This window comes from Mariniflexile litorale, assembly GCF_031128465.2.
In the GTDB taxonomy this organism is placed as follows: Bacteria; Bacteroidota; Bacteroidia; order Flavobacteriales; family Flavobacteriaceae; genus Mariniflexile; species Mariniflexile litorale.
On the sequence record NZ_CP155618.1, the window covers coordinates 2476269 to 2495546 of the forward strand.

Sequence of the window (19278 nt, forward strand, 5' to 3'; positions counted from 1 at the left end):
ATAATAAATATTTTATACTTTTGTAGGAACAATTTGAAGAGTGACTAACTCATAAAATTATTCTTAATTACTAGAAAACCTCGGGATCCCCTCGAGGTTTTTTTTATTTTAAATCTTTAGCCGATTCGTAAACAATTTGTTTTAAAGATTCTTTATAGTCTATTATTTTTTCTAAAACAGAAGAGTTGCTGGTGCCGATAATTTGAGCAGCTAATATGCCAGCATTTTTAGCACCGTTAAGTGCTACCGTGGCAACGGGAACACCTCCAGGCATTTGTAGAATGGATAATACCGAATCCCAACCATCAATGGAATTACTGCTTTTTACAGGAACACCAATAACAGGTAATGGAGATAAAGATGCAATCATGCCTGGTAAATGGGCTGCACCACCAGCGCCAGCTATAATAACGGCAAACCCTTTGGTGTGTGCATGTTTACCATAATCGAATAGTTTTTCTGGGGTACGATGCGCCGATACAATGTCAACTTCTACCTCGATATTAAAATCTTTTAAAATATCAATAGCGTCTTGCATTACTGGCAAATCGCTTTTGCTTCCCATAATAACTCCTACTTTATTCATAAAATTTCAAATTTAAAAATTCCCAAAACCAAACTAGAGTTCAGTATGTGTTTTTTACAACAGTTGGAATTTGGTATTTTAGTTTTGTGATTTATTCTGAAATCACTTTAATTGTTTTTTTTACTTCTTCTGCAATGCGTCGTGCTTCATTTAAATCTTCATTCACAATGGTAACATGTCCCATTTTTCTGAAGGGTCTGGTTTGTTTTTTACCATAAATATGTGGCGTTACACCATCTAGTTTCATAATGGCCTCAATATTTTCATAAACAACATTGCCACTACATCCTTCTGCACCCACTAAATTTACCATAACACCACCTACTTTACTATTTGTTCTTCCTAAAGGCAAATTTAAAATAGCTCTTAAATGTTGTTCAAACTGAGATGTGTAGCTAGCTTCAATAGTTTGGTGCCCAGAATTATGAGGTCTTGGAGCGACTTCGTTTATCAGGATATCATCATTTTGTGTTTGAAACATTTCAACAGCTAATAACCCCACATGGTTATATGCTTTTGAAGTGTTTAGGGCAACTTCTACTGCTTTTTTTGCAACAGCATCGGATACTCTTGCAGGGCAAATAACATATTCTACTTGGTTTGCATCAGGGTGGAATTCCATTTCTACAACAGGAAACGTTTTTATGTCACCTGATGGGTTTCTTGCTACAATAACTGCTAATTCGTTTTTGAAAGGAACCAGTGTTTCTGTTATGCACTCTACATTAGGTAATCCTTCTAAATCTTCAATTGATTTTACAATTTTCACGCCTGTTCCATCGTATCCAAATTGGGCACATTTCCAAACGAAAGGAAGTGATAAACCTCCATGATTAATAGCTTCTTTAATTTCAGACGTATATGCAAAACGAGAAAACGGCGCCGTTGGTAAATTGTTGTCGACGTAAAATAATTTTTGAGTCGCTTTATTTTGAATGATGCGTAATGTTTTTGACGATGGATATACTTTGACACCTTCTTTTTCAAGAGTTTCTAAAGCGTCTACATTTACATTTTCAATTTCAATGGTTAATACATTTACCTGTTTTCCAAAGTTATAAACCGCATCGTAATCCATTAAATCTCCTAGATGAAATTCGTTACTAGCAATTTTACACGGCGCTTCATTGCTGGGATCTAAAACACAGGTATAAATATCAAATTTTCGTGTGTCGTTAAGTAGCATTTTACCTAATTGGCCACCACCAAGAATACCAAGTTTAAAATTTGAAGAAAAATAATTCATGTATTTGTTTCTAAGGTCACATGCGCTCGCCGCAAAATTAATTCAACAAATATTAAATAGTTGTCGTGGCTCGGATCATGTATTTATTGTTACTAAAATCGTTAAATGATATGCAAAAATACACTTAAATCTTAAATTAGTCTTGAATTCGTAAATCAAAAATCGTAATTAGGCAATCTATTGATTATCTTTGCAGCTTCAAAAATAATGAAGGGTGATAAAGCTACACGATAAATATTTTAAACCATTTATTTCAGCAAAAGAAATAGATGCTGTCATGGAGCGTTTGGCAACAGACATTTCAAACGATATTGGAGACGAAATCCCTGTGTTTGTTGGTATTTTAAACGGGTCGTTTATGGTAGTGAGCGATTTTGTAAAAAAGTACCCCAAACCCTGTGAGGTAACGTTTATTAAATTAGCTTCCTATGAAGGTGTAAAATCTACCGAAGACATTCAACGTTTAATAGGTTTAACACAAGATTTAACAGGACGAACAGTCGTTATTTTAGAAGATATTATTGATACTGGCAATACTTTAACAGAAGTGCATCGTATTTTTAAAAATGAACAGGTGAAATCGTTAAAAATTGCCACTTTGTTTTATAAACCTGAAGCTTATAAAAAAGATTACAAATTACATTATATAGGTATGGAAATTCCGAATAAATTTATAGTGGGCTACGGCTTAGACTATGATGGGTTGGGAAGAAACATACCAGAAGTCTATCAAATAAAAGAAACACAATTCATGACAAATTTAGTACTATTTGGTCCTCCAGGGGCAGGAAAAGGCACGCAAGCAGAATTTTTAAAAACTAAATATAATTTAGTACACATCTCTACAGGTGATGTTTTTAGATTTAATATTAAAAATGAAACCGCTTTAGGTATGTTGGCTAAATCCTATATGGATAAAGGTGAATTAGTACCAGACCAAGTTACTATTGATATGTTAAATGCAGAAGTCGAAAAAAACGCTAAAGCCAATGGTTTTATTTTTGATGGATTTCCACGTACCAATGCGCAAGCTGAAGCTTTAGACAAACTATTGGAAAGTAAAGATTCTTCAATAAACGCTATGGTTGCTTTAGAGGTTGATGATGAAATTTTAGTAGAACGTTTAATAGGTAGAGGAAAAACTAGCGGACGCGCCGATGATGCTGATGAGTCTATTATCCGTAATAGAATTAAAGAATATTACGATAAAACGGCTATTTTAAAAGACTATTACTCGGCTCAAAACAAATATTTTGGAGTTAATGGTATAGGGAGCGTTGAAGATATTACGGTACGTTTAAGTGAGGTTATTGATAAACTTTAAGTGGATTCGTTCATTTCGGCTTAACAACTAAAAGACAAACAAATAAACAATAAAGATGACAGAAGGGAACTTCGTAGATTACGTAAAAATGTTTGTTAGCTCTGGTAACGGAGGTAAAGGATCTTCGCATTTACACCGCGAAAAATTTATAGAAAAAGGAGGTCCCGATGGTGGCGATGGTGGCCGTGGTGGTCATGTTATTCTTCGAGGAAATTCAAATCTTTGGACACTTCTTCATTTAAAATTTAAAAAACACATTCGTGCAGGGCACGGATTGAGTGGTAGTAAAAGTAGAAGTTTTGGTGCCGATGGTACAGATGAATATGTAGATGTGCCTTTAGGAACGGTGGTTCGTGATACCGAAACCAATGAAATTATTTTTGAAATCACAGATGACGGTGAAGAAAGAATTATTGCACAAGGTGGTAAAGGAGGATTAGGGAATTGGCATTTTAGAACCCCCACTAACCAAACACCGCGTTATTCGCAACCAGGTATTCCGTTAGAAGAAAAACACATTACTTTAGAATTAAAAGTACTTGCAGATGTGGGCTTAGTAGGTTTCCCAAATGCCGGTAAATCGACGTTGCTATCTGTGGTAACATCTGCAAAACCAAAAATTGCCGATTACGAATTTACAACGCTTAAGCCTAATTTAGGAATTGTAAAATATCGCGATTTTCAAACCTTTGTGATGGCTGATATTCCTGGAATTATTGAAGGAGCAGCTGAAGGGCGCGGACTAGGACATTACTTTTTACGTCACATAGAGCGTAATTCCATTCTGCTATTTTTAATTCCTGCTGATGCACCCGATATTAAAAAGCAATACGATATTCTGTTAGATGAGTTGCGTCGATACAATCCAGAAATGTTGGATAAAGACCGTATCATTGCCATTTCAAAATGCGATATGTTAGACGATGAGCTAAAAGCAGAATTAAAAGAATTGTTGGATAATGAATTGCCTATACCTTATTTATTTATTTCATCGGTGGCACAACAAGGTATCACTGAGTTAAAAGATAAGCTTTGGAAAATGTTAAATAGTTAGGGCGTTACCCAAAGGGTCGGGCTGTCCGTTATATCTTTTTAAACGTCATGGCGAGGACTAAGGACAAAGCCATCAGACAATTTCTATTACAAAACAAAGTTTGGTTTTTATTTTTGTTTAAAAAGGATGCCACTTCCATCCCTAACGCAATTCTGAACATGAATCATGCTATTGGAATAATTTTTGATTAACTTTATAATAAAAATTAAAGTTATGAGAGTCTATACATTTCTATTTTTAGCCATCTTTCTGGTTTCATGTGCCCCCATTCGTGTTAACTACGATTTCGAAAAAGGAACCAATTTCGACCAATACAAAACATATAACTATTACAGTGAGATGCAAACTGGTTTAAGCGACTTAGATACTAAACGGTTTTTAGACGCTTTAGATGCTAAAATGACGGCCAAAGGGTTTGCTCTATCCGATACTCCAGATTTTTTTGTAGATATTAAAAGCAGCCAATACCAAGAAGCACAACGCAATAACGTAGGTGTTGGTTTAGGTGGAGGCGGGGGCCATGTTGGTGGCGGGATCTCTATAGGACTTCCTATAGGTCAAGCCAATGTTAACCGCCAAATCACTATCGATTTTGTAGATGAAAACAAAAAGCAACTTTTTTGGCAAGCTGTCAGTGAGTCTAGTTTTAATCCAAAATCAACACCCGAAAAAAGAGAACAACTTTTTAATACCATTGCAGAAAAAGTATTGACGCAATATCCTCCAAAGAAATAAGTTTGTTATTTCTGAGAAAGTAGGGATCTATTTAATTTTTCACTAGTTTTTTACTAGCAATAAGCGCATTTCTAGAATAGAAATTAGTTAAATAAATTCCTGTGCTTAAATTACTAATGTCGACCTCATTTGTTTGATAGTTGTTAATTGAAATTGTTTTAATCTTTTTTCCATCTAAACTTAAAATGTCAACTTTTAGACGGGTATCATGATTACTTTCAAATTTAAAATTAACAAACGTAGAGCTTGGGTTGGGATACATGGCAATATTATAATTAATAATCTCGCTCGTTATGTCTTTAACACCTAAGGCAGAATTATCTATAGTCCATGTTACGGTATATACATGAAAACTATCATGATTGTCAACTTTTAAAAACCCAGTCGCATCGTTTACAGCAACAGTTAGCGTATTCATTCCTGTATTCAAATCGGTTTCTAAAATACTTACTTCATCAACATCGTTAGCGAAATCGGAGGCATTTAATGTCCATTTACTTTTTAAGGTATTCGGATTGGGTTTTATTAACTCCAAATGAAAATCGATTGGAAAGGAAGGGCTGTTTATTGTATTTGAAACAGGGGTGTAAGATTCAATTGGCGACACCAAACTATGAATCTTTTCTATAATTCCTTCTTTGCAAACTGAACAGAAAGGATAGCCTAAGTAGCGCATTTTACAAGCTTGATGCGGTCTGTACCAATTGGCTGCATATCCAGTTGTGTAATACTTGTAAATACCAATTCCATTTCCGTTCAACCAATTTTTCCATTTTATGAAGCTAGGATTGGATTCTTGGGTCATATTAATGGCTTCATTAAAATAAATTTCATCAAGCGGAAAATATTCATCTTTTAAGTTCGCAAAGGAGTGCCCTAATTCATGTATGGCAACTTCAGTGGCACTAACACCATTTTCTACACCTTTAGAAGCCATGGGGAATTCTCCGCCCGAACCACCGTAAACAGTTGAGTTTACTAAAATCAATCCTTGGTCGTAAGTTGGGAAATTGTCAGCTAAAACATTGTATATTTTGGCTTGCGTATTATTGGCGGCATTCCCATCAATTTCGTAATAAAGTAACCTATGATATCCATAAGAATCAAATGTAGCATTAAAATAAGTGTCTACTATTTTTATGGGAGTTTTTGGTTCAGTAACATCAATACCCGTCCCAGGGTGGTCTGCACCACTTTCATTTGATGGTACTTTTATAATATGAACATTAAAATAATTGGCATATTCTTTAAAAGGCGATTGACTAAATAAAGCATTTGTAAAGCTTACGGCATCTATTCTAAATTGGGGTAATTCACTAGTTTTGTAGCCTTCACTTAAAATAACTAAGTTGATTCTTTTCTCATCATTATCAAAGTTCTTAATGGTTTCTTTATCGAAAACTTGAGCAGATGTCTGCTGGAAACCAATCAACAAAATAGTGAGTAGAAGATGTTTCATTTTCAATCTAGATTTGTAATTATTAAAGCGGTGCTATTTTGTAGCGAATCGATTATTTCGTTAATAGCTATAAACTTTGTTTTATAATGCAGTTGCAATCTCAATGAAAGCGGTGCGCTTTTTAAGTCGATTTTTTTATTTTCAAAGATAAGAGAATCGTTTATAAATTCAATGTGCTTACTTAGTGGGTTTTGAATGGTAATTGAAGTTATTTCAGTAGAATCTTTATCTAGTTGAAGGCATTTTAAATCGCCAATTGCACCAAGTTTGATATTGTTTTTAATGGATTTTAATTTTCCGTCGGTAACTATTTGATTAATGAATTGAATGCTCTTTTTGTTGTTTTTATCTTTTGAAATACTGTAATTTAAAAAAACAAGTTTTGGGTGGATGTCTTCATTTATAGTTTCAATAATTATGTTTTTTTTTGAAGCGCATGATATGTGTAAAGCTATTAGTAATAGCAGAAAGGTATGGGAGTAATTTTTTAATGATTGGGGGTGCAAACTCGTTTAAAATTTTTATGAAGTAAAGTTAAGTATTCAAAAATAAAGAGGCTTATTACAGCCTCTTTATTTTTGAATACTATCCGGCAAGTAAATCTTTGTACTTAGCTTTATAGCCATATAGTACTAAAATATTTAAAATTAAAACAGCCAATCCAGGACCTATGCCTTCTGGATTTAAAGTGATGTGAAAAAGAACAATATTTACAGAAACACTCATTAAGATTAAAGCTAATAAAGCACCATATTTATTGAATATTAAAGCTAAGCCAGCTAAAACCTCAACAATACCCACTAAGATTATTACTTTAGCAGATATTAAAGCACCAAAATAAGCACCTGCTGCTTCGGACATTCCCTCTGGTGCAGGTAGAAAATTTAAAAATTTATTAAGCCCAAAAATAAGCATAAAAAGACCTAGAATAATTCGTATTATCATAAAAATTTTTGAATTCATAATGTTATATTTATTAGTTAATAATTTGGAATATAATAAATTAAAAACAATTTTGTTTTCACTTTATCGAAAAAGCTTACTTAACTAACACTCTAGTACCTTCACTATGGCTACTAAATTCTGGCGCATACATACTTTGTATGGTGGTGATGCCATTACTCATGTTACCTGTATTATTCACACGTAAATCATATTCAAAAACATAAACTCCTTTTGGTAAATAATCGAAAAAGAAATTAGTCGATGCATCTTTAGTGCTTTCATAATACCCCAAACCATCTTGCCATTTGTATTGAGAAATCACATTTACGGGTTCTAATCCAGCAGCACGCATATCTTTCATGTGGATGAATTCCATAGTTCTATCACTTCTTAATTCAATACGCACTCGAACTAAATCACCAACTTTTAAATGAGTTTTAGAGGTTATTTCTGAAATTTGTTCACCTGTATCTGTATTGGTTTTAAGGAACAGTTTTTTATTTAATTTAAGTGGTGTTTCTGCAGAAGTTATTTTATCTAAATCTTCAAAATATTGCCAGTATAAACTTCCCCATGCAATGCCATCTCCTTTTTTTGTAAGTTGAACTGTTGCCATGTTTGGTTTTATTTCTGAGGTGTTCCAAGCCGTTTTATAATACCCTGTTCCAGCTTCCACTTTTACGTTTTCTAGTTTTGAAGGCTCAATTTTTTGTCCTCCTACAATAACATCAACCGCATCGGTTATACTTAGCCAATCACTACCTTGTAGTAATAAGGCATAAACAGCTTCTGTGGTTGCTTTGGTGGTTTTCCATTGATTGGTTTGTTTGTTTTTAAGCAACCAGATTTTTAAATTATCAATCGTTTTGGTGTCGTTTTCTATTTCTGAAAAGGTTTCAATTAATAAGGCTTGTGTTTCAATAGGTGCTTGATACCAATACCATGAGCTCTTATTTTCTTTCCAATACATACCCAATTCTTCTGAAGTGATGCTTGTTTCTTTTAACGATTTTAAAATTTTAGAGGAGGTGACTTTATCCCCCATTCTATTAATAACTAAAGCCATCAATCCTTTTGAATATAACGATCGACTTAACCAATACTTTTGAATTTGCGTTTGATAGTATTTAGTAATGTCTTCCACTTCTTTCGATTTTTTAATTTCTGAATAAAAGCTTCGCATATATAAATAATGCAACTGCGTGTAACTTAAATGGTCTTTGGTTAAATCAACTTTCGCATTGTACCTTCTAATGTCTTTATATTCTTGAACAAATTCAGCATCTAGATAGTTGATAGCTTTTTCTATCATTTTAGATGCTTCTTTTGTTTCAACTTTAAGTTGTTTTAAATGTCCAAAACCAGTAATGATGTGTTGTGTGATGTATCTATTTTCACGTCCGCCATTAAACCAAGCCCAAGCACCGCTACTCAATTGATTGTTTTCAAGTTTGCGTTTAGCCGATTGTAACTCGTTGTTCATTTTATTCAAATCGAATAACAACGCTATGCGTTTTTTTTGCTCGGTTTCACTTTCAGCATCTCGTAACCATGGTGTTTCTTGAATTAAAATAGATTTCAATTCTTTATTTTTTTCAAGATTTGAAACGAGTGCGTCTTGAGACGCCCATTGGTTAAATACTTCTTGAATTCTGGGGTTTGAATTGGCAATATGACTCGCTAATGTGTTTGCATAAAAACGTGAGAATGTTTGCTCATTACACTCGTACGGATATTCCATTAAATAGGGGAGTGCCTGTATCGCATACCACGCTGGATTGGAAGTTATTTCCAAAGTTAATTTATGATTTTTAAGCGTTGTTGAGGGGTTAGTTTTTAACTTATCTAATGTAAAAGTTCTGGTTTCGTCGCTCCGAATCCACATGGGTAAGGTTTCAGTAACTAATATGCGATTACTTAAAACAGGCAAAGCGTTTTGTTCACCATCACTAAAAGTTCCTGACTTTGCTATTATTTTATATTGAACAGCATCTACATCATCAGGTATTGATAAACTCCAAGAGATTTGGGTATTGCCTTTGGCGGGGACGGTGAAATCCCCCTCTAGCTCCCCCGAAGGGTTAGGATTAGCTTGTTTGCGGATAAGTTTGTTGGTAATATCTTTTCCAGAAACAGCATCGGTTAATACTAAAACAGCTTGTCCAGAAAGTTGTTTATCTGTTAAATTCGCAATTTTTGTACTTATAGTTATTTGGTCGCCTTGACGTAAAAAGCGTGGTGCATTTGGAATGACCATCAATTCTTTTTGAGTAACCGTAGTTAATGTTTTTGTCGCGTTTTCCAAAGTTTTGGTGTGTGCTAATAATTGCAGTTTCCATTGAGTTAAAGCTTCTGGTGTGGTGAAACTGAAACTAACATTTCCGTCTTTATCCGTTTGTAGCTGTGGAAGGAAAAAGGCAGTTTCTTGAAGGTTTTTACGAATTTGTACATTGTCGAAGTTTGGTTTTTGTAATCCATCTTCATCAGTAGGTGGAGTTGAAAGAGGTTCTGAATCCATTTCATTAGCCTCAACTAATGAAACAGTACCTGTTAACATTTCTTTTTTTTGTGTTCCATAACCAACTACGACCACTTCATCTAAATGGGCGCTATCTTCCATGGTTTCAATACCTGCTACCATTCCGTTTAAAGTTCTTGAAACACTTGCATTTCCTCTAATTCTAATGTTGTTATTTCCAAAATAAAGACCAAACCAGTTTAATTCATCATAATATTTCGTTGGATAGTTGATGTTTCGACTTTCATAATGCACTCTAAAATTTTGTGTGCCAAAACTTTGACGTGCATTACTATTGTTATAAGTATAATAGGTTTGATTATAAATAGGATTAAAACTCCATGCATGCGCTTTAAACTGATCTAAAGAAGCGTCGTACATGCTGGCTAATAATTCAGCTGCGACTTTATCACCTTGCGGCCCTTTAATTTTAAAACTCCAAGTTTCATCTGTTCCAGGTTGTAATTTATCGCGGAACGTTGTGGTTTCAATATCTAAATCGGTTTTAGGATAAGGAACAGCAATAATTTCTCTACCCGATTGAAAACTATTAAAAGCCGAGAAACTATAATGTACGGCAAACCCACCAACGTCATCATTACTAATAGGGATACTAATAGATTTCTTGTTGTTGTTTAATTGGATGACTTCTGTTTTTATTGCCTTATGATCTTTTTCAATTGTTAGTGTAACATTTACATTTTCGGCAGAAGACCCTACTGTTACTAAAGCAGTTTCGCCAGTTTTGTATGTGAGTTTATTTGTTGTCATGCTGAATAATTGATTGTCAGCTAAACTTTTATCGGCATCGTTATACAATGTGGTTTTAATTTCATCTTTAACCAATTGACCAAACTGGTCTTTACTTTCTAACGTGATGATGTATTGTCCTGATTCCCATTTTTTAATATTTCCTAAAGCGAGTTCTTTAGACTTTTCGGTGTCGAATGCTTTCTCAAAAACTAATGTGCCTTTTTTCCAATTACTAGATTGATGTTCGTTAGTATAAGCGTCATGCGGAAACAGATTTTTAAAAGCCTCTGTTGAAAATTCTTGATAATCGGGTGCTGCCCAAGGCCTGTTTCTTAAAACGGTATTTGGGGCTTGCAATTTGTGTATTTTCACTTCGCCTTTAGCGGGTACAAATTCACCGTTCAAGTTTTTAGTGTCAAGAGTTATTTTATAGTCTTTGATGGTTTTATCAAGTATGTCGTCCAAACGCATGTTAGCAACCAAAGCATGATACCCCACATTTACTATGGAGGTTGCACTTCGTGTTTCTCCATTAATGTCCGTAACATCGGCAGTTATTTCGTAGTTAAAAATGGGCAAACTATTTTTATCTACACTTTGGTCTGATTGGGCTTTAAAAGTAATTTCAAAATTACCGGATGCGTCTGTGATGCTCTCACCATGCGCTATTTCTTGAGGTTCGCTGTTAAACCATGGGCGGTACCAGAAATACCAACGCGGATATTGCACTTTTCTGTGAACTCTATAAACCACTTTTGCATCGGTAATATTGCTGCCTGCATAAGCTAAGGCTGTTCCTTTGACCGTTACAGAATCATTAATTTTGTAGGTTTCTGTAACAGGTTTGAATTTTGTTTCAAACTTTGGACGTTTGTATTCTTCAACAGAGAAGTAATGCTCTAAATAAAAATCTTCTTCATTACCATCAAGTCCAATATGGTATTGGCCATTTAGTCCACTACTAGGTAGTATAAATTCACCCGAAATAGAACCGAATGAGTTGGTTGTAAGTTCAAATTCTTTTATTTCATCACCATTTACATCGTATAAAGTGGCGTAAACAGATTCGTTTGCTATAACTTCCGACTTTCCGTTGTTAGTCTTCATGGCAATTGCTTTAAAATAAACGATTTGTCCAGGACGGTAAATGCTTCGGTCTGTAAACAAAAAGGCTTTGTATTCGATGTCTTCTTTTTCGGTTTTATAATAAGCATTTACATAATAATCGCCAAAATAAGCCGTATCGTTAGCATATTTAACTTTTACAGAGAGGTTTCTGTATCGGTTTTCGGTTTTCTCTATTTTAATTTCGCCCAAACTATTGGTAGAGAAGTTTTCAGATTGAATTTTAGTATTATTGTTTTCAGTGAAACTCAATTCAACAGATGCATTACTAATAGGTTTTCCGTTGTTTCTGTCTATTATTTGAAAGGTTTTATAGGCATTACTTTCGGTTTCAACCAAAGCTAAATTAGTAACTTGAATTGTGCTGAAAGCGAACGTTTCATCATCATTTTTAACAGATGCATAAATCAAATATCTACCGTTATTTAGCTTTGGAACCAGAATTTCGGTACTATGGTTTTGGAAATCACTTTCATTAGGCAATTTGCTATCCCAAGTTTTTAAATTGTCTAACTTTTTTATAAATGCTAATTGTTCCTCTTTTCTATAGGTTTTATTGAATTTTTCTAATTGTTTATTTGTCAATTCGTAAATGTTGAATTGAAGTTCTTCAACATTTTTATAACTAACCAATAAACGACTGTGTTGTTGAATAGGTAAGTAACTTTCAGTAGTTATTTGTAGTGCGAGTTGTTCTATTTGTTGTTTTAAAACGGTGCATTTTTCAGCGGCATTACTTTTAGGGAACTGTTCGATAACATTATTGCAAACTTTAACAGCGTCTTTTGCTTTCCAGCGATTTTCTTCCTTGGTTTTAGCTTGATATTGATTGCTTTGTTGGTAATAAATGGAAGCTACTTCAAAAAGATACAATCCAGAAGCTTCATGGTCTTTTAGGTTGTTAGCTTCATTTTTTAAAGCTTCTAATAATAAAGCTTCTTTATCACTAAACGTAGCATGTTCACTTACAAATTTTAAACGCTCAATATTCACATCTGCCAATGCAAAAGATGTTTTGTCTTTTATATGAAACAGAATTAAGCCTTGGTATATTTTTAAAGCACGTAATTGCAAAGACGTTGAATCTTTTGAAGACAAGTTTAACTCTGAAAAAGCATACGTATTACTTAAAAGTTCTGAATTATCAATCTCAAATTTATAAGCAGGTTTTGTAATATGGGTTTCATTGGTTTTATAAAATTCTAAAGTTTCATGATTTAAAAAATCAAACAATGTTGGTCTGTAAACTTTAGAATCTTTTTGAACGTTTAAAATAGCGTCATACTTGCTTAAAGGTTCTAATTGCAACAACAACCCGTTTTGCAAAGACTTTTGGTAATGCAAATGAATTTCATCAAATAGGGTTTGTAAGTCCCATGTTCTAAAGTCTTCCGAATCTACTTTTTCAGATGTTTTAGTACGATTGTAAAACTGCCATCTGTTTTGGTTGAAGTATTGCCAATACAAGTTTGCTAAAATGCTTTCAAGTACATTTTTTGTAGGGAATGAACTTTTTTTAATTTCACTTTTAAAATCATTTATAATTTTAAATTGTGCATCTTCTTCTAAAACCAAGGCAAACTTACTTTTAAAAAACATCGTTTTTAAAAGTTGAGTGTGGTTTTTATCTTTAGTAGCCAGTAAATAAATTTGTTCGACGACCTTTAAAGCCGATTTTGGCAAGCCTTCAGTTTCATGCTGTTCAACGGTTTTCCAAAGTGATTTATAGTCTGAGTTTTGACTGTTTCCAAGACTTGAAAGTAAAAGAATTGTTAAAAAAAATATGGATTGTTTCATTTCATTAAATTTGTCACTAAATTATTGTCAAAAGCTATTCCAAAAAATAACGAATGAGTGAATAGGTTCTTTGATTGAGTGAAATTAATTAATTTTAGTTAAAAAGACGCATTGATATTTGTTAACAAATTGTTTATGAGAAAAATTATTTATCTATTACTTTTTCCGTTAGTTTCTTTTAGTCAAACTTCGTTAGATAGTATTGATTATTTTTTTAAACAAAAACAGTTTGAAAAAGCTGAGATTCAATTAAAGGCTTATCTAAATAAACACCCAAAAAACTTAAAAGCAATTGAGTTACTAGGCGATGCCTTCGGTCATCAAAAAAAATGGGATGAAACCATAGAAAACTACAAGCAATTAGTAGATGCTAACCTCCAAAATGCAGATTATCATTATAAATATGGAGGTGCTATGGGTATGAAAGCCTTAACAGTTAGTAAGCTAACAGCTTTGGGTATGATTGGAGATATTGAATCTGCATTTCTTAAAGCTGCCGAATTAGATTCTAAGCATATAAATGTACGCTGGGCATTGGTTGAGTATTATATGAAATTGCCTGGTATCTTAGGGGGAAGTAAGAGCAAGTCGTTAAAGTATGCGTATCAACTAGAGCAACTGTCCAAAGTAGATGGGTATATAGCAAAAGGTTATATTTACGAATCTGATAATGAATCAGATCTTGCGGAAAAATATTACAAACTAGCCATAACGGATGGCGGATCATTATGGAGTTATGAAAAATTAACCACTTTTTACGAAAAACAAAAACAGCCCGAAAAGGCATTAGCGAATTTACAAGTTGCCAAAGAAAAGCATAAGCGTAACGATTTAGAGTATCAAATGGGTAAAATCGCTGCCGAATATAATATCGAGCTACAAAAAGGCGTGCAATGTTTACAAACCTATCTTAAAAACTATTCACCAAAAGACAATGTTCCAAAAGCTTGGGCGCACTATAGGTTGTCTCAAATTTATGCGCATAATAAGAATAAAGAAGCAGCCTTAAAGTATATTGATTTAGCGCTTGCAGAATCGCCAGAAATGAAATCTTTTAAACAAGAAAAAATAAAAATATTAAAGTTGTAATGAGTCGTATTTTTTGGTGTTCATCGTATATCTAAAACGAAGCTTATTTACGACTTTGAACCCTTGAAACTTTGATACTTTAAAACTTTTCAACTTCATAACAAAAAAGTATATTTGAAGTATTCAAAATAACGCCATGAACGTACATTTTATAGCTATTGGTGGCTCTGCCATGCATAATTTAGCACTAGCTCTTCAAAATAAAGGTTATCAAGTAACAGGTAGCGACGATGAAATATTCGAACCTTCAAAATCCCGATTACAAGCAAAAGGTATTTTACCAGAAGCCTATGGTTGGTTTCCAGAGAAAATTAACGCCTCTATCGATGGGGTTGTATTGGGTATGCACGCTAAAGCTGATAACCCAGAGTTGTTAAAAGCTCAAGAATTAGGTTTGAAAATATACAGTTATCCAGAGTTCTTATACGAACAATCGAAGCATAAAACGCGTGTGGTTATTGGTGGTAGTCATGGAAAAACCACAATAACTTCTATGATTTTACATGTGATGCATTATCACAATCGAGATGTAGATTATATGGTGGGAGCCCAATTAGAAGGTTTTGATGTGATGGTAAAACTTACCGAAACTAATGATTTTATAGTGCTTGAAGGCGATGAATATTTAAGTTCACCCATTGATAGACGTCCAAAATTCCATTTATACAAACCTAATATAGCTTTATTAAGCGGTATTGCTTGGGATCATATCAACGTGTTTCCTACCTATGATAATTATGTAGAACAGTTTCGCATATTTGTAGATAGCATTGTTAAGGGCGGTAGTATAACGTATAATGAGGAAGACCCTGAAGTGAAACGTGTTGTAGAAGCATCGGCAAATACCATTCGTAAGCTGCCTTATCATACTCCAGAATACACTGTTAATAACGGAGAAACACTTCTAGAAACTCCTGAAGGAGAACTTCCTATTGAAGTTTTTGGAAAACACAATCTAAACAATTTAGCAGGAGCTAAATGGATTTGTCAACATATGGGTATTGATGAAGATGATTTTTACGAAGCCATAGCTACTTTTAAAGGCGCTAGCAAGCGTCTCGAAAAAATAGCAGAAAGTAAAACGAGTGTTGCTTATAAAGATTTTGCGCATTCGCCAAGTAAAGTGGAAGCGACTACTAAAGCTGTGAAGGAGCAATATGGCAATAGAACTGTTGTAGCTTGTTTAGAATTGCACACTTATAGTAGTTTGAATGCTGAGTTTTTAAAAGAATATAAAGGCGCTTTAGATGCGGCTGATGTTGCGGTGGTGTTTTATTCACCACATGCTGTGGAAATTAAAAAACTTAAAGAAGTTACTCACGAACAAATAGCCAATGCTTTTGAACGTGATGATTTAATTATTTACACCAACCCAGACGATTTTAAAAACTACCTTTTCTCGCAAAATTTTGATAACAAGGCCTTGTTATTAATGAGTTCTGGTAATTATGGTGGACTTGATTTTAATGAGGTGAAAAGGTTGATTGGGTAATCAATTCCTATGTAGAGAGGAATCTTGTTTCAAGCAGTAAAATTAGAATATTGTTATTATCCATCATCCATTTACTTTGTTGTGATTGATAATTATTTTATTATGAAAATAAGGGGGAGATGTTCCTTTACCAGAGTCCATTCGGTATGCTTTCAGTTTTTTTATTTCATCATATTCATTAAATGATATCAATGACTTTCTCAAATATATAATGCGTTGTTCCAACAATAAGCGTGATGATTAGAATTATTATAAAGCGAATCATCATTCTTTTTGAATTGTTTTTAAGTCTCTTTTTAAGATAAAAAACATCTATAATAATATATAGTAGTGCTATAATACTTCCAATGATAGATCCTACATGTAGCATGGCAACACCGTAAGTCCAGTCAAACATTTTCATAAAACCTGTTGAAGGTTTCGGTTTTGGTCCTAATATAATTCGCATATATCCAAAAGCAGATAATAGAGATATGAATGTCCAAATTAAATAGATTAAAATTTGTTTTAAGATATTCATAATTTAGAGTAGGTAGATTAGGGTTTTCATTGGTTTATTTTTTTTAAATAGAGAATGATTTTCACCTTCAAAGAAAACAATCACCTTTGGGAACTTAACCTTGTAGGTAGAAAATTGAATTTGTTATTCGATTTTTAACACTTTAGGTTGAGTGCAGCAGATTCTTTTATTTAGATTAACTCTCACGAAACTATCAATTTTACTTTTATAATGAAAGCATTGGGAACGCAAAATCAAGGAGCAAATCCTAAAATAACGCATTTAGAAGTGCATGCATTTATAAACCCGTAATTAATAAAAATATTTCCGAAATCAGATAATATTATTTATATGTGCGTTAAAAATCATATAATACTACTTTTTTCTGAATTTTATTTTGCTATTTTTGACATCAAATTAAATAAAATAAGAAAATGAAAATAATTAAATTTCTAGGAGTTGTATTATCAGCTTCAATTTTATCATCTTGTGGTGGTCAAGGCGTTTCAAAAAGAGCATTAAAAACTGAAATAGATTCAGTAAGTTATGCTATTGGTATGGATGTCGCTAAAAATGTGAAAACAAGCATTTCAGAAATAGACAATGAATTATTCATTCAAGGATACATGAATGTTTTAGATTCTACAAACATTTTAATTAAAGAAGAAAATGCACAACAAGTTCTAACTGCTTATTTTCAAAAAAAGCAGGCTGAAAACATGAAAAAACAGCAAGAAGAAGCTGAAAAAGAAAAAGGTGTAGGTGAAAAATTCTTAGAAGAGAATAAAGCAAAAGAAGGTGTTAAAGTAACTGAAAGTGGGTTGCAATATAAAGTATTAAAAGAAGGAGAAGGCGCAAAACCAACTGCGGAATCTAAAGTAAAAGTACATTACCACGGTACATTAATTGATGGAACTGTGTTTGATAGTTCTGTAGACAGAGGTGAGCCAACCGAGTTTGGTGTAGGTCAAGTTATACCAGGTTGGACAGAAGGTTTACAGCTTATGTCTGTAGGTTCTAAATACAAATTCTTTATACCTCAAAGTTTAGGTTACGGTGCTAGACAAGCAGGAGAAAAAATTAAACCATATTCTGCTTTAATTTTTGAAGTTGAATTATTAGAAATAGTTGAATAAGTAGTAAACTTAATCTAATAAAACAAAAAAAACAGAAAGGTAACTTTCTGTTTTTTTTTGTTTATAGGCCAGATATATAGTGAAATAAACCAATCAAGGTTGTAAATTTGCAGCATCTTAAAACAAAAGTCATGAACCACAAAGCCGGTTTTGTAAATATTATTGGAAACCCAAATGTGGGTAAATCTACTTTAATGAATGCCTTTGTAGGCGAAAAATTGTCTATCATCACTTCGAAAGCCCAAACAACCCGTCATCGTATTTTAGGTATTGTGAATGGTGACGATTTTCAAGTAGTTCTTTCTGATACACCAGGTATTATAAAACCCGCTTACGAGCTGCAAGAAAGCATGATGGGTTTTGTTAAGTCTGCTTTTGAAGATGCCGATGTGCTGTTGTATATGGTTGAAATTGGCGAACAAGAATTAAAAGATGAATCTTTTTTTTATAAAATAACCAGTTCAAAAATTCCTGTATTACTACTACTCAATAAAATTGATAAATCCAACCAGGAACAGTTAGAAAGCCAAGTGCAAGTGTGGTTAGAAAAAGTGCCAAATGCTGAAATTTTCCCCATATCTGCATTAGAAGGGTTTAATGTTAAAGAAGTATTTAATAGAATACTTGATTTGTTACCAGAGTCGCCAGCATTCTATCCAAAAGATCAATTAACTGATAAACCAGAACGCTTTTTTATAAACGAAACCATTCGCGAAAAAATTCTGCTTCATTATAAAAAGGAAATACCGTATGCCGTTGAGATAGAAACCGAAGAGTTTTTTGAAGAAGAAGAAATTATTAGAATACGAGCTGTTATTATGGTAGAGCGTGAAACCCAAAAAGGCATCATCATTGGGCACAAAGGAAGTGCTTTAAAACGCGTAGGCGTAGAGGCTCGAAAAGATTTAGAGGCTTTCTTTGGGAAACAAATTCATCTAGAAACTTACGTAAAAGTGAATAAAAATTGGAGAAGCAATCAAAAACAATTACGTCGTTTTGGTTATAATAATTAGCTTACAGACTTTATAATTTTTTCCATGCAATCATATAGATCTTTCATTTCGTCTTTGCTAGAAGCCTTTCCAATACTCCCTATAAAGTATAAAACAATCCAAATTATTGCCATTATTAGCATAAATGATATTTGAAAAGCATAAGATGTTTTTAAGGTCCAATTAGAATATGTCCAAATACCAAAAGCAAAAAATAACAGACCTACAATAAAATGTAGGAACATAAAAAAGGTCCAAATGGTAGGGTTTGGCCCAAATAAACCATAAAGTACGCAAGAACTATTATTAATGTTATTTATTTCTAGGTGTAATTGCGGTGACCAAAAATGCTGTTTCTCTTTTGGGAATTTTATAAACACATGCTCATCAATTCGACTTATAATAAAATCAGATTGAGTTTTTTTAGAGTCTTGAAACTTTTTTAATATAGTTTCTTTATTTCTGCTTATTTTAATCTTAAAACGAGGACGTAAAATAAAATTGTTAGTAGTTTGCATGTATTTAAGT

General features: G+C 33.2%; 15 protein-coding genes. 7 read left to right on the plus strand and 8 right to left on the minus strand.

What is annotated here, in order from left to right:
- Positions 1-103 precede the first annotated feature (103 nt).
- A complete protein-coding gene (gene purE, locus QLS71_RS10120; protein WP_308993844.1) occupies positions 104-586 on the minus strand; it encodes a 5-(carboxyamino)imidazole ribonucleotide mutase in 483 nt (160 codons plus the stop codon).
- A gap of 91 nt (positions 587-677) precedes the next feature.
- A complete protein-coding gene (locus tag QLS71_RS10125; protein WP_308993843.1) occupies positions 678-1832 on the minus strand; it encodes a 5-(carboxyamino)imidazole ribonucleotide synthase in 1155 nt (384 codons plus the stop codon).
- Positions 1833-2046: 214 nt separating this feature from the next.
- Between QLS71_RS10125 and QLS71_RS10130 the strand changes: the two genes are divergently transcribed.
- The 3 genes from QLS71_RS10130 (at position 2047) to QLS71_RS10140 (ending at position 4945) form a co-directional block, all read left to right on the plus strand.
- Positions 2047-3156, plus strand: a complete 1110-nt coding sequence (locus tag QLS71_RS10130; RefSeq protein ID WP_308993842.1) for an adenylate kinase — start codon at positions 2047-2049, stop codon at positions 3154-3156.
- A gap of 55 nt (positions 3157-3211) precedes the next feature.
- A complete protein-coding gene (gene obgE / locus QLS71_RS10135) occupies positions 3212-4210 on the plus strand; it encodes a GTPase ObgE (protein ID WP_308993841.1) in 999 nt (332 codons plus the stop codon).
- A gap of 213 nt (positions 4211-4423) precedes the next feature.
- Positions 4424-4945 (plus strand): DUF4136 domain-containing protein, encoded by a 522-nt coding sequence (locus QLS71_RS10140; RefSeq protein ID WP_308993840.1) that lies wholly within the window; start codon positions 4424-4426, stop codon positions 4943-4945.
- A gap of 31 nt (positions 4946-4976) precedes the next feature.
- On the opposite strand, the gene QLS71_RS10145 is transcribed toward QLS71_RS10140, so the two are convergent.
- The 4 genes from QLS71_RS10145 to QLS71_RS10160 all read right to left on the minus strand — a co-directional run bounded on the left by QLS71_RS10145 (position 4977) and on the right by QLS71_RS10160 (position 13542).
- Positions 4977-6404 (minus strand): M64 family metallopeptidase, encoded by a 1428-nt coding sequence (locus QLS71_RS10145; RefSeq protein WP_308993839.1) that lies wholly within the window; start codon positions 6402-6404, stop codon positions 4977-4979.
- 2 nt (positions 6405-6406) lie between these two features.
- Positions 6407-6910, minus strand: a complete 504-nt coding sequence (locus tag QLS71_RS10150; RefSeq protein ID WP_308993838.1) for a hypothetical protein — start codon at positions 6908-6910, stop codon at positions 6407-6409.
- Positions 6911-6989: 79 nt separating this feature from the next.
- Positions 6990-7367, minus strand: coding sequence for a DoxX family membrane protein (locus tag QLS71_RS10155; RefSeq protein ID WP_308993837.1), 378 nt, complete (start codon positions 7365-7367; stop codon positions 6990-6992).
- A 76-nt stretch (positions 7368-7443) separates the two neighbouring features.
- Complete coding sequence (locus QLS71_RS10160; RefSeq protein WP_308993836.1) at positions 7444-13542, minus strand: MG2 domain-containing protein; 6099 nt, start codon at positions 13540-13542, stop codon at positions 7444-7446.
- Between the two features lie 135 nt (positions 13543-13677).
- Between QLS71_RS10160 and QLS71_RS10165 the strand changes: the two genes are divergently transcribed.
- Both QLS71_RS10165 and murC read left to right on the plus strand, forming a co-directional pair.
- Positions 13678-14631, plus strand: a complete 954-nt coding sequence (locus QLS71_RS10165; RefSeq protein WP_308993835.1) for a tetratricopeptide repeat protein — start codon at positions 13678-13680, stop codon at positions 14629-14631.
- 136 nt (positions 14632-14767) lie between these two features.
- Positions 14768-16123: a Mur ligase family protein gene (murC, locus tag QLS71_RS10170; RefSeq protein ID WP_308993834.1), complete on the plus strand. Its 1356-nt coding sequence runs from the start codon at positions 14768-14770 to the stop codon at positions 16121-16123.
- A 178-nt stretch (positions 16124-16301) separates the two neighbouring features.
- On the opposite strand, the gene QLS71_RS10175 is transcribed toward murC, so the two are convergent.
- On the minus strand, positions 16302-16643 hold the full coding sequence (locus tag QLS71_RS10175; protein ID WP_308993833.1) for a hypothetical protein: 342 nt from the start codon (positions 16641-16643) through the stop codon (positions 16302-16304).
- Between the two features lie 413 nt (positions 16644-17056).
- Between QLS71_RS10175 and QLS71_RS10180 the strand changes: the two genes are divergently transcribed.
- Complete coding sequence (locus QLS71_RS10180; RefSeq protein ID WP_308993832.1) at positions 17057-17758, plus strand: FKBP-type peptidyl-prolyl cis-trans isomerase; 702 nt, start codon at positions 17057-17059, stop codon at positions 17756-17758.
- 131 nt (positions 17759-17889) lie between these two features.
- The gene (era, locus tag QLS71_RS10185; RefSeq protein ID WP_308993831.1) at positions 17890-18771 is read left to right on the plus strand and encodes a GTPase Era; all 882 of its coding nucleotides are present in this window, start codon (positions 17890-17892) and stop codon (positions 18769-18771) included.
- On the opposite strand, the gene QLS71_RS10190 is transcribed toward era, so the two are convergent.
- Positions 18768-19268: a GTP-binding protein gene (locus QLS71_RS10190; RefSeq protein ID WP_308993830.1), complete on the minus strand. Its 501-nt coding sequence runs from the start codon at positions 19266-19268 to the stop codon at positions 18768-18770. The genes era and QLS71_RS10190 overlap by 4 nt on opposite strands.
- Between the last annotated feature and the right edge of the window lie 10 nt (positions 19269-19278).

Excerpts from the sequence above, each read along its gene's own strand:
- QLS71_RS10190 (WP_308993830.1), bottom strand. The coding sequence starts at position 19,268 with ATGCAAACTACTAACAATTTTATTTTACGTCCTCGTTTTAAGATTAAA.
- QLS71_RS10175 (WP_308993833.1), bottom strand. The coding sequence starts at position 16,643 with ATGAATATCTTAAAACAAATTTTAATCTATTTAATTTGGACATTCATA.
- QLS71_RS10155 (WP_308993837.1), bottom strand. The coding sequence starts at position 7,367 with ATGAATTCAAAAATTTTTATGATAATACGAATTATTCTAGGTCTTTTT.
- QLS71_RS10165 (WP_308993835.1), top strand. The coding sequence starts at position 13,678 with ATGAGAAAAATTATTTATCTATTACTTTTTCCGTTAGTTTCTTTTAGT.
- murC (WP_308993834.1), top strand. The coding sequence starts at position 14,768 with ATGAACGTACATTTTATAGCTATTGGTGGCTCTGCCATGCATAATTTA.
- QLS71_RS10160 (WP_308993836.1), bottom strand. The coding sequence starts at position 13,542 with ATGAAACAATCCATATTTTTTTTAACAATTCTTTTACTTTCAAGTCTT.
- obgE (WP_308993841.1), top strand. The coding sequence starts at position 3,212 with ATGACAGAAGGGAACTTCGTAGATTACGTAAAAATGTTTGTTAGCTCT.
- QLS71_RS10140 (WP_308993840.1), top strand. The coding sequence starts at position 4,424 with ATGAGAGTCTATACATTTCTATTTTTAGCCATCTTTCTGGTTTCATGT.
- QLS71_RS10180 (WP_308993832.1), top strand. The coding sequence starts at position 17,057 with ATGAAAATAATTAAATTTCTAGGAGTTGTATTATCAGCTTCAATTTTA.
- era (WP_308993831.1), top strand. The coding sequence starts at position 17,890 with ATGAACCACAAAGCCGGTTTTGTAAATATTATTGGAAACCCAAATGTG.
- purE (WP_308993844.1), bottom strand. The coding sequence starts at position 586 with ATGAATAAAGTAGGAGTTATTATGGGAAGCAAAAGCGATTTGCCAGTA.
- QLS71_RS10145 (WP_308993839.1), bottom strand. The coding sequence starts at position 6,404 with ATGAAACATCTTCTACTCACTATTTTGTTGATTGGTTTCCAGCAGACA.
- QLS71_RS10125 (WP_308993843.1), bottom strand. The coding sequence starts at position 1,832 with ATGAATTATTTTTCTTCAAATTTTAAACTTGGTATTCTTGGTGGTGGC.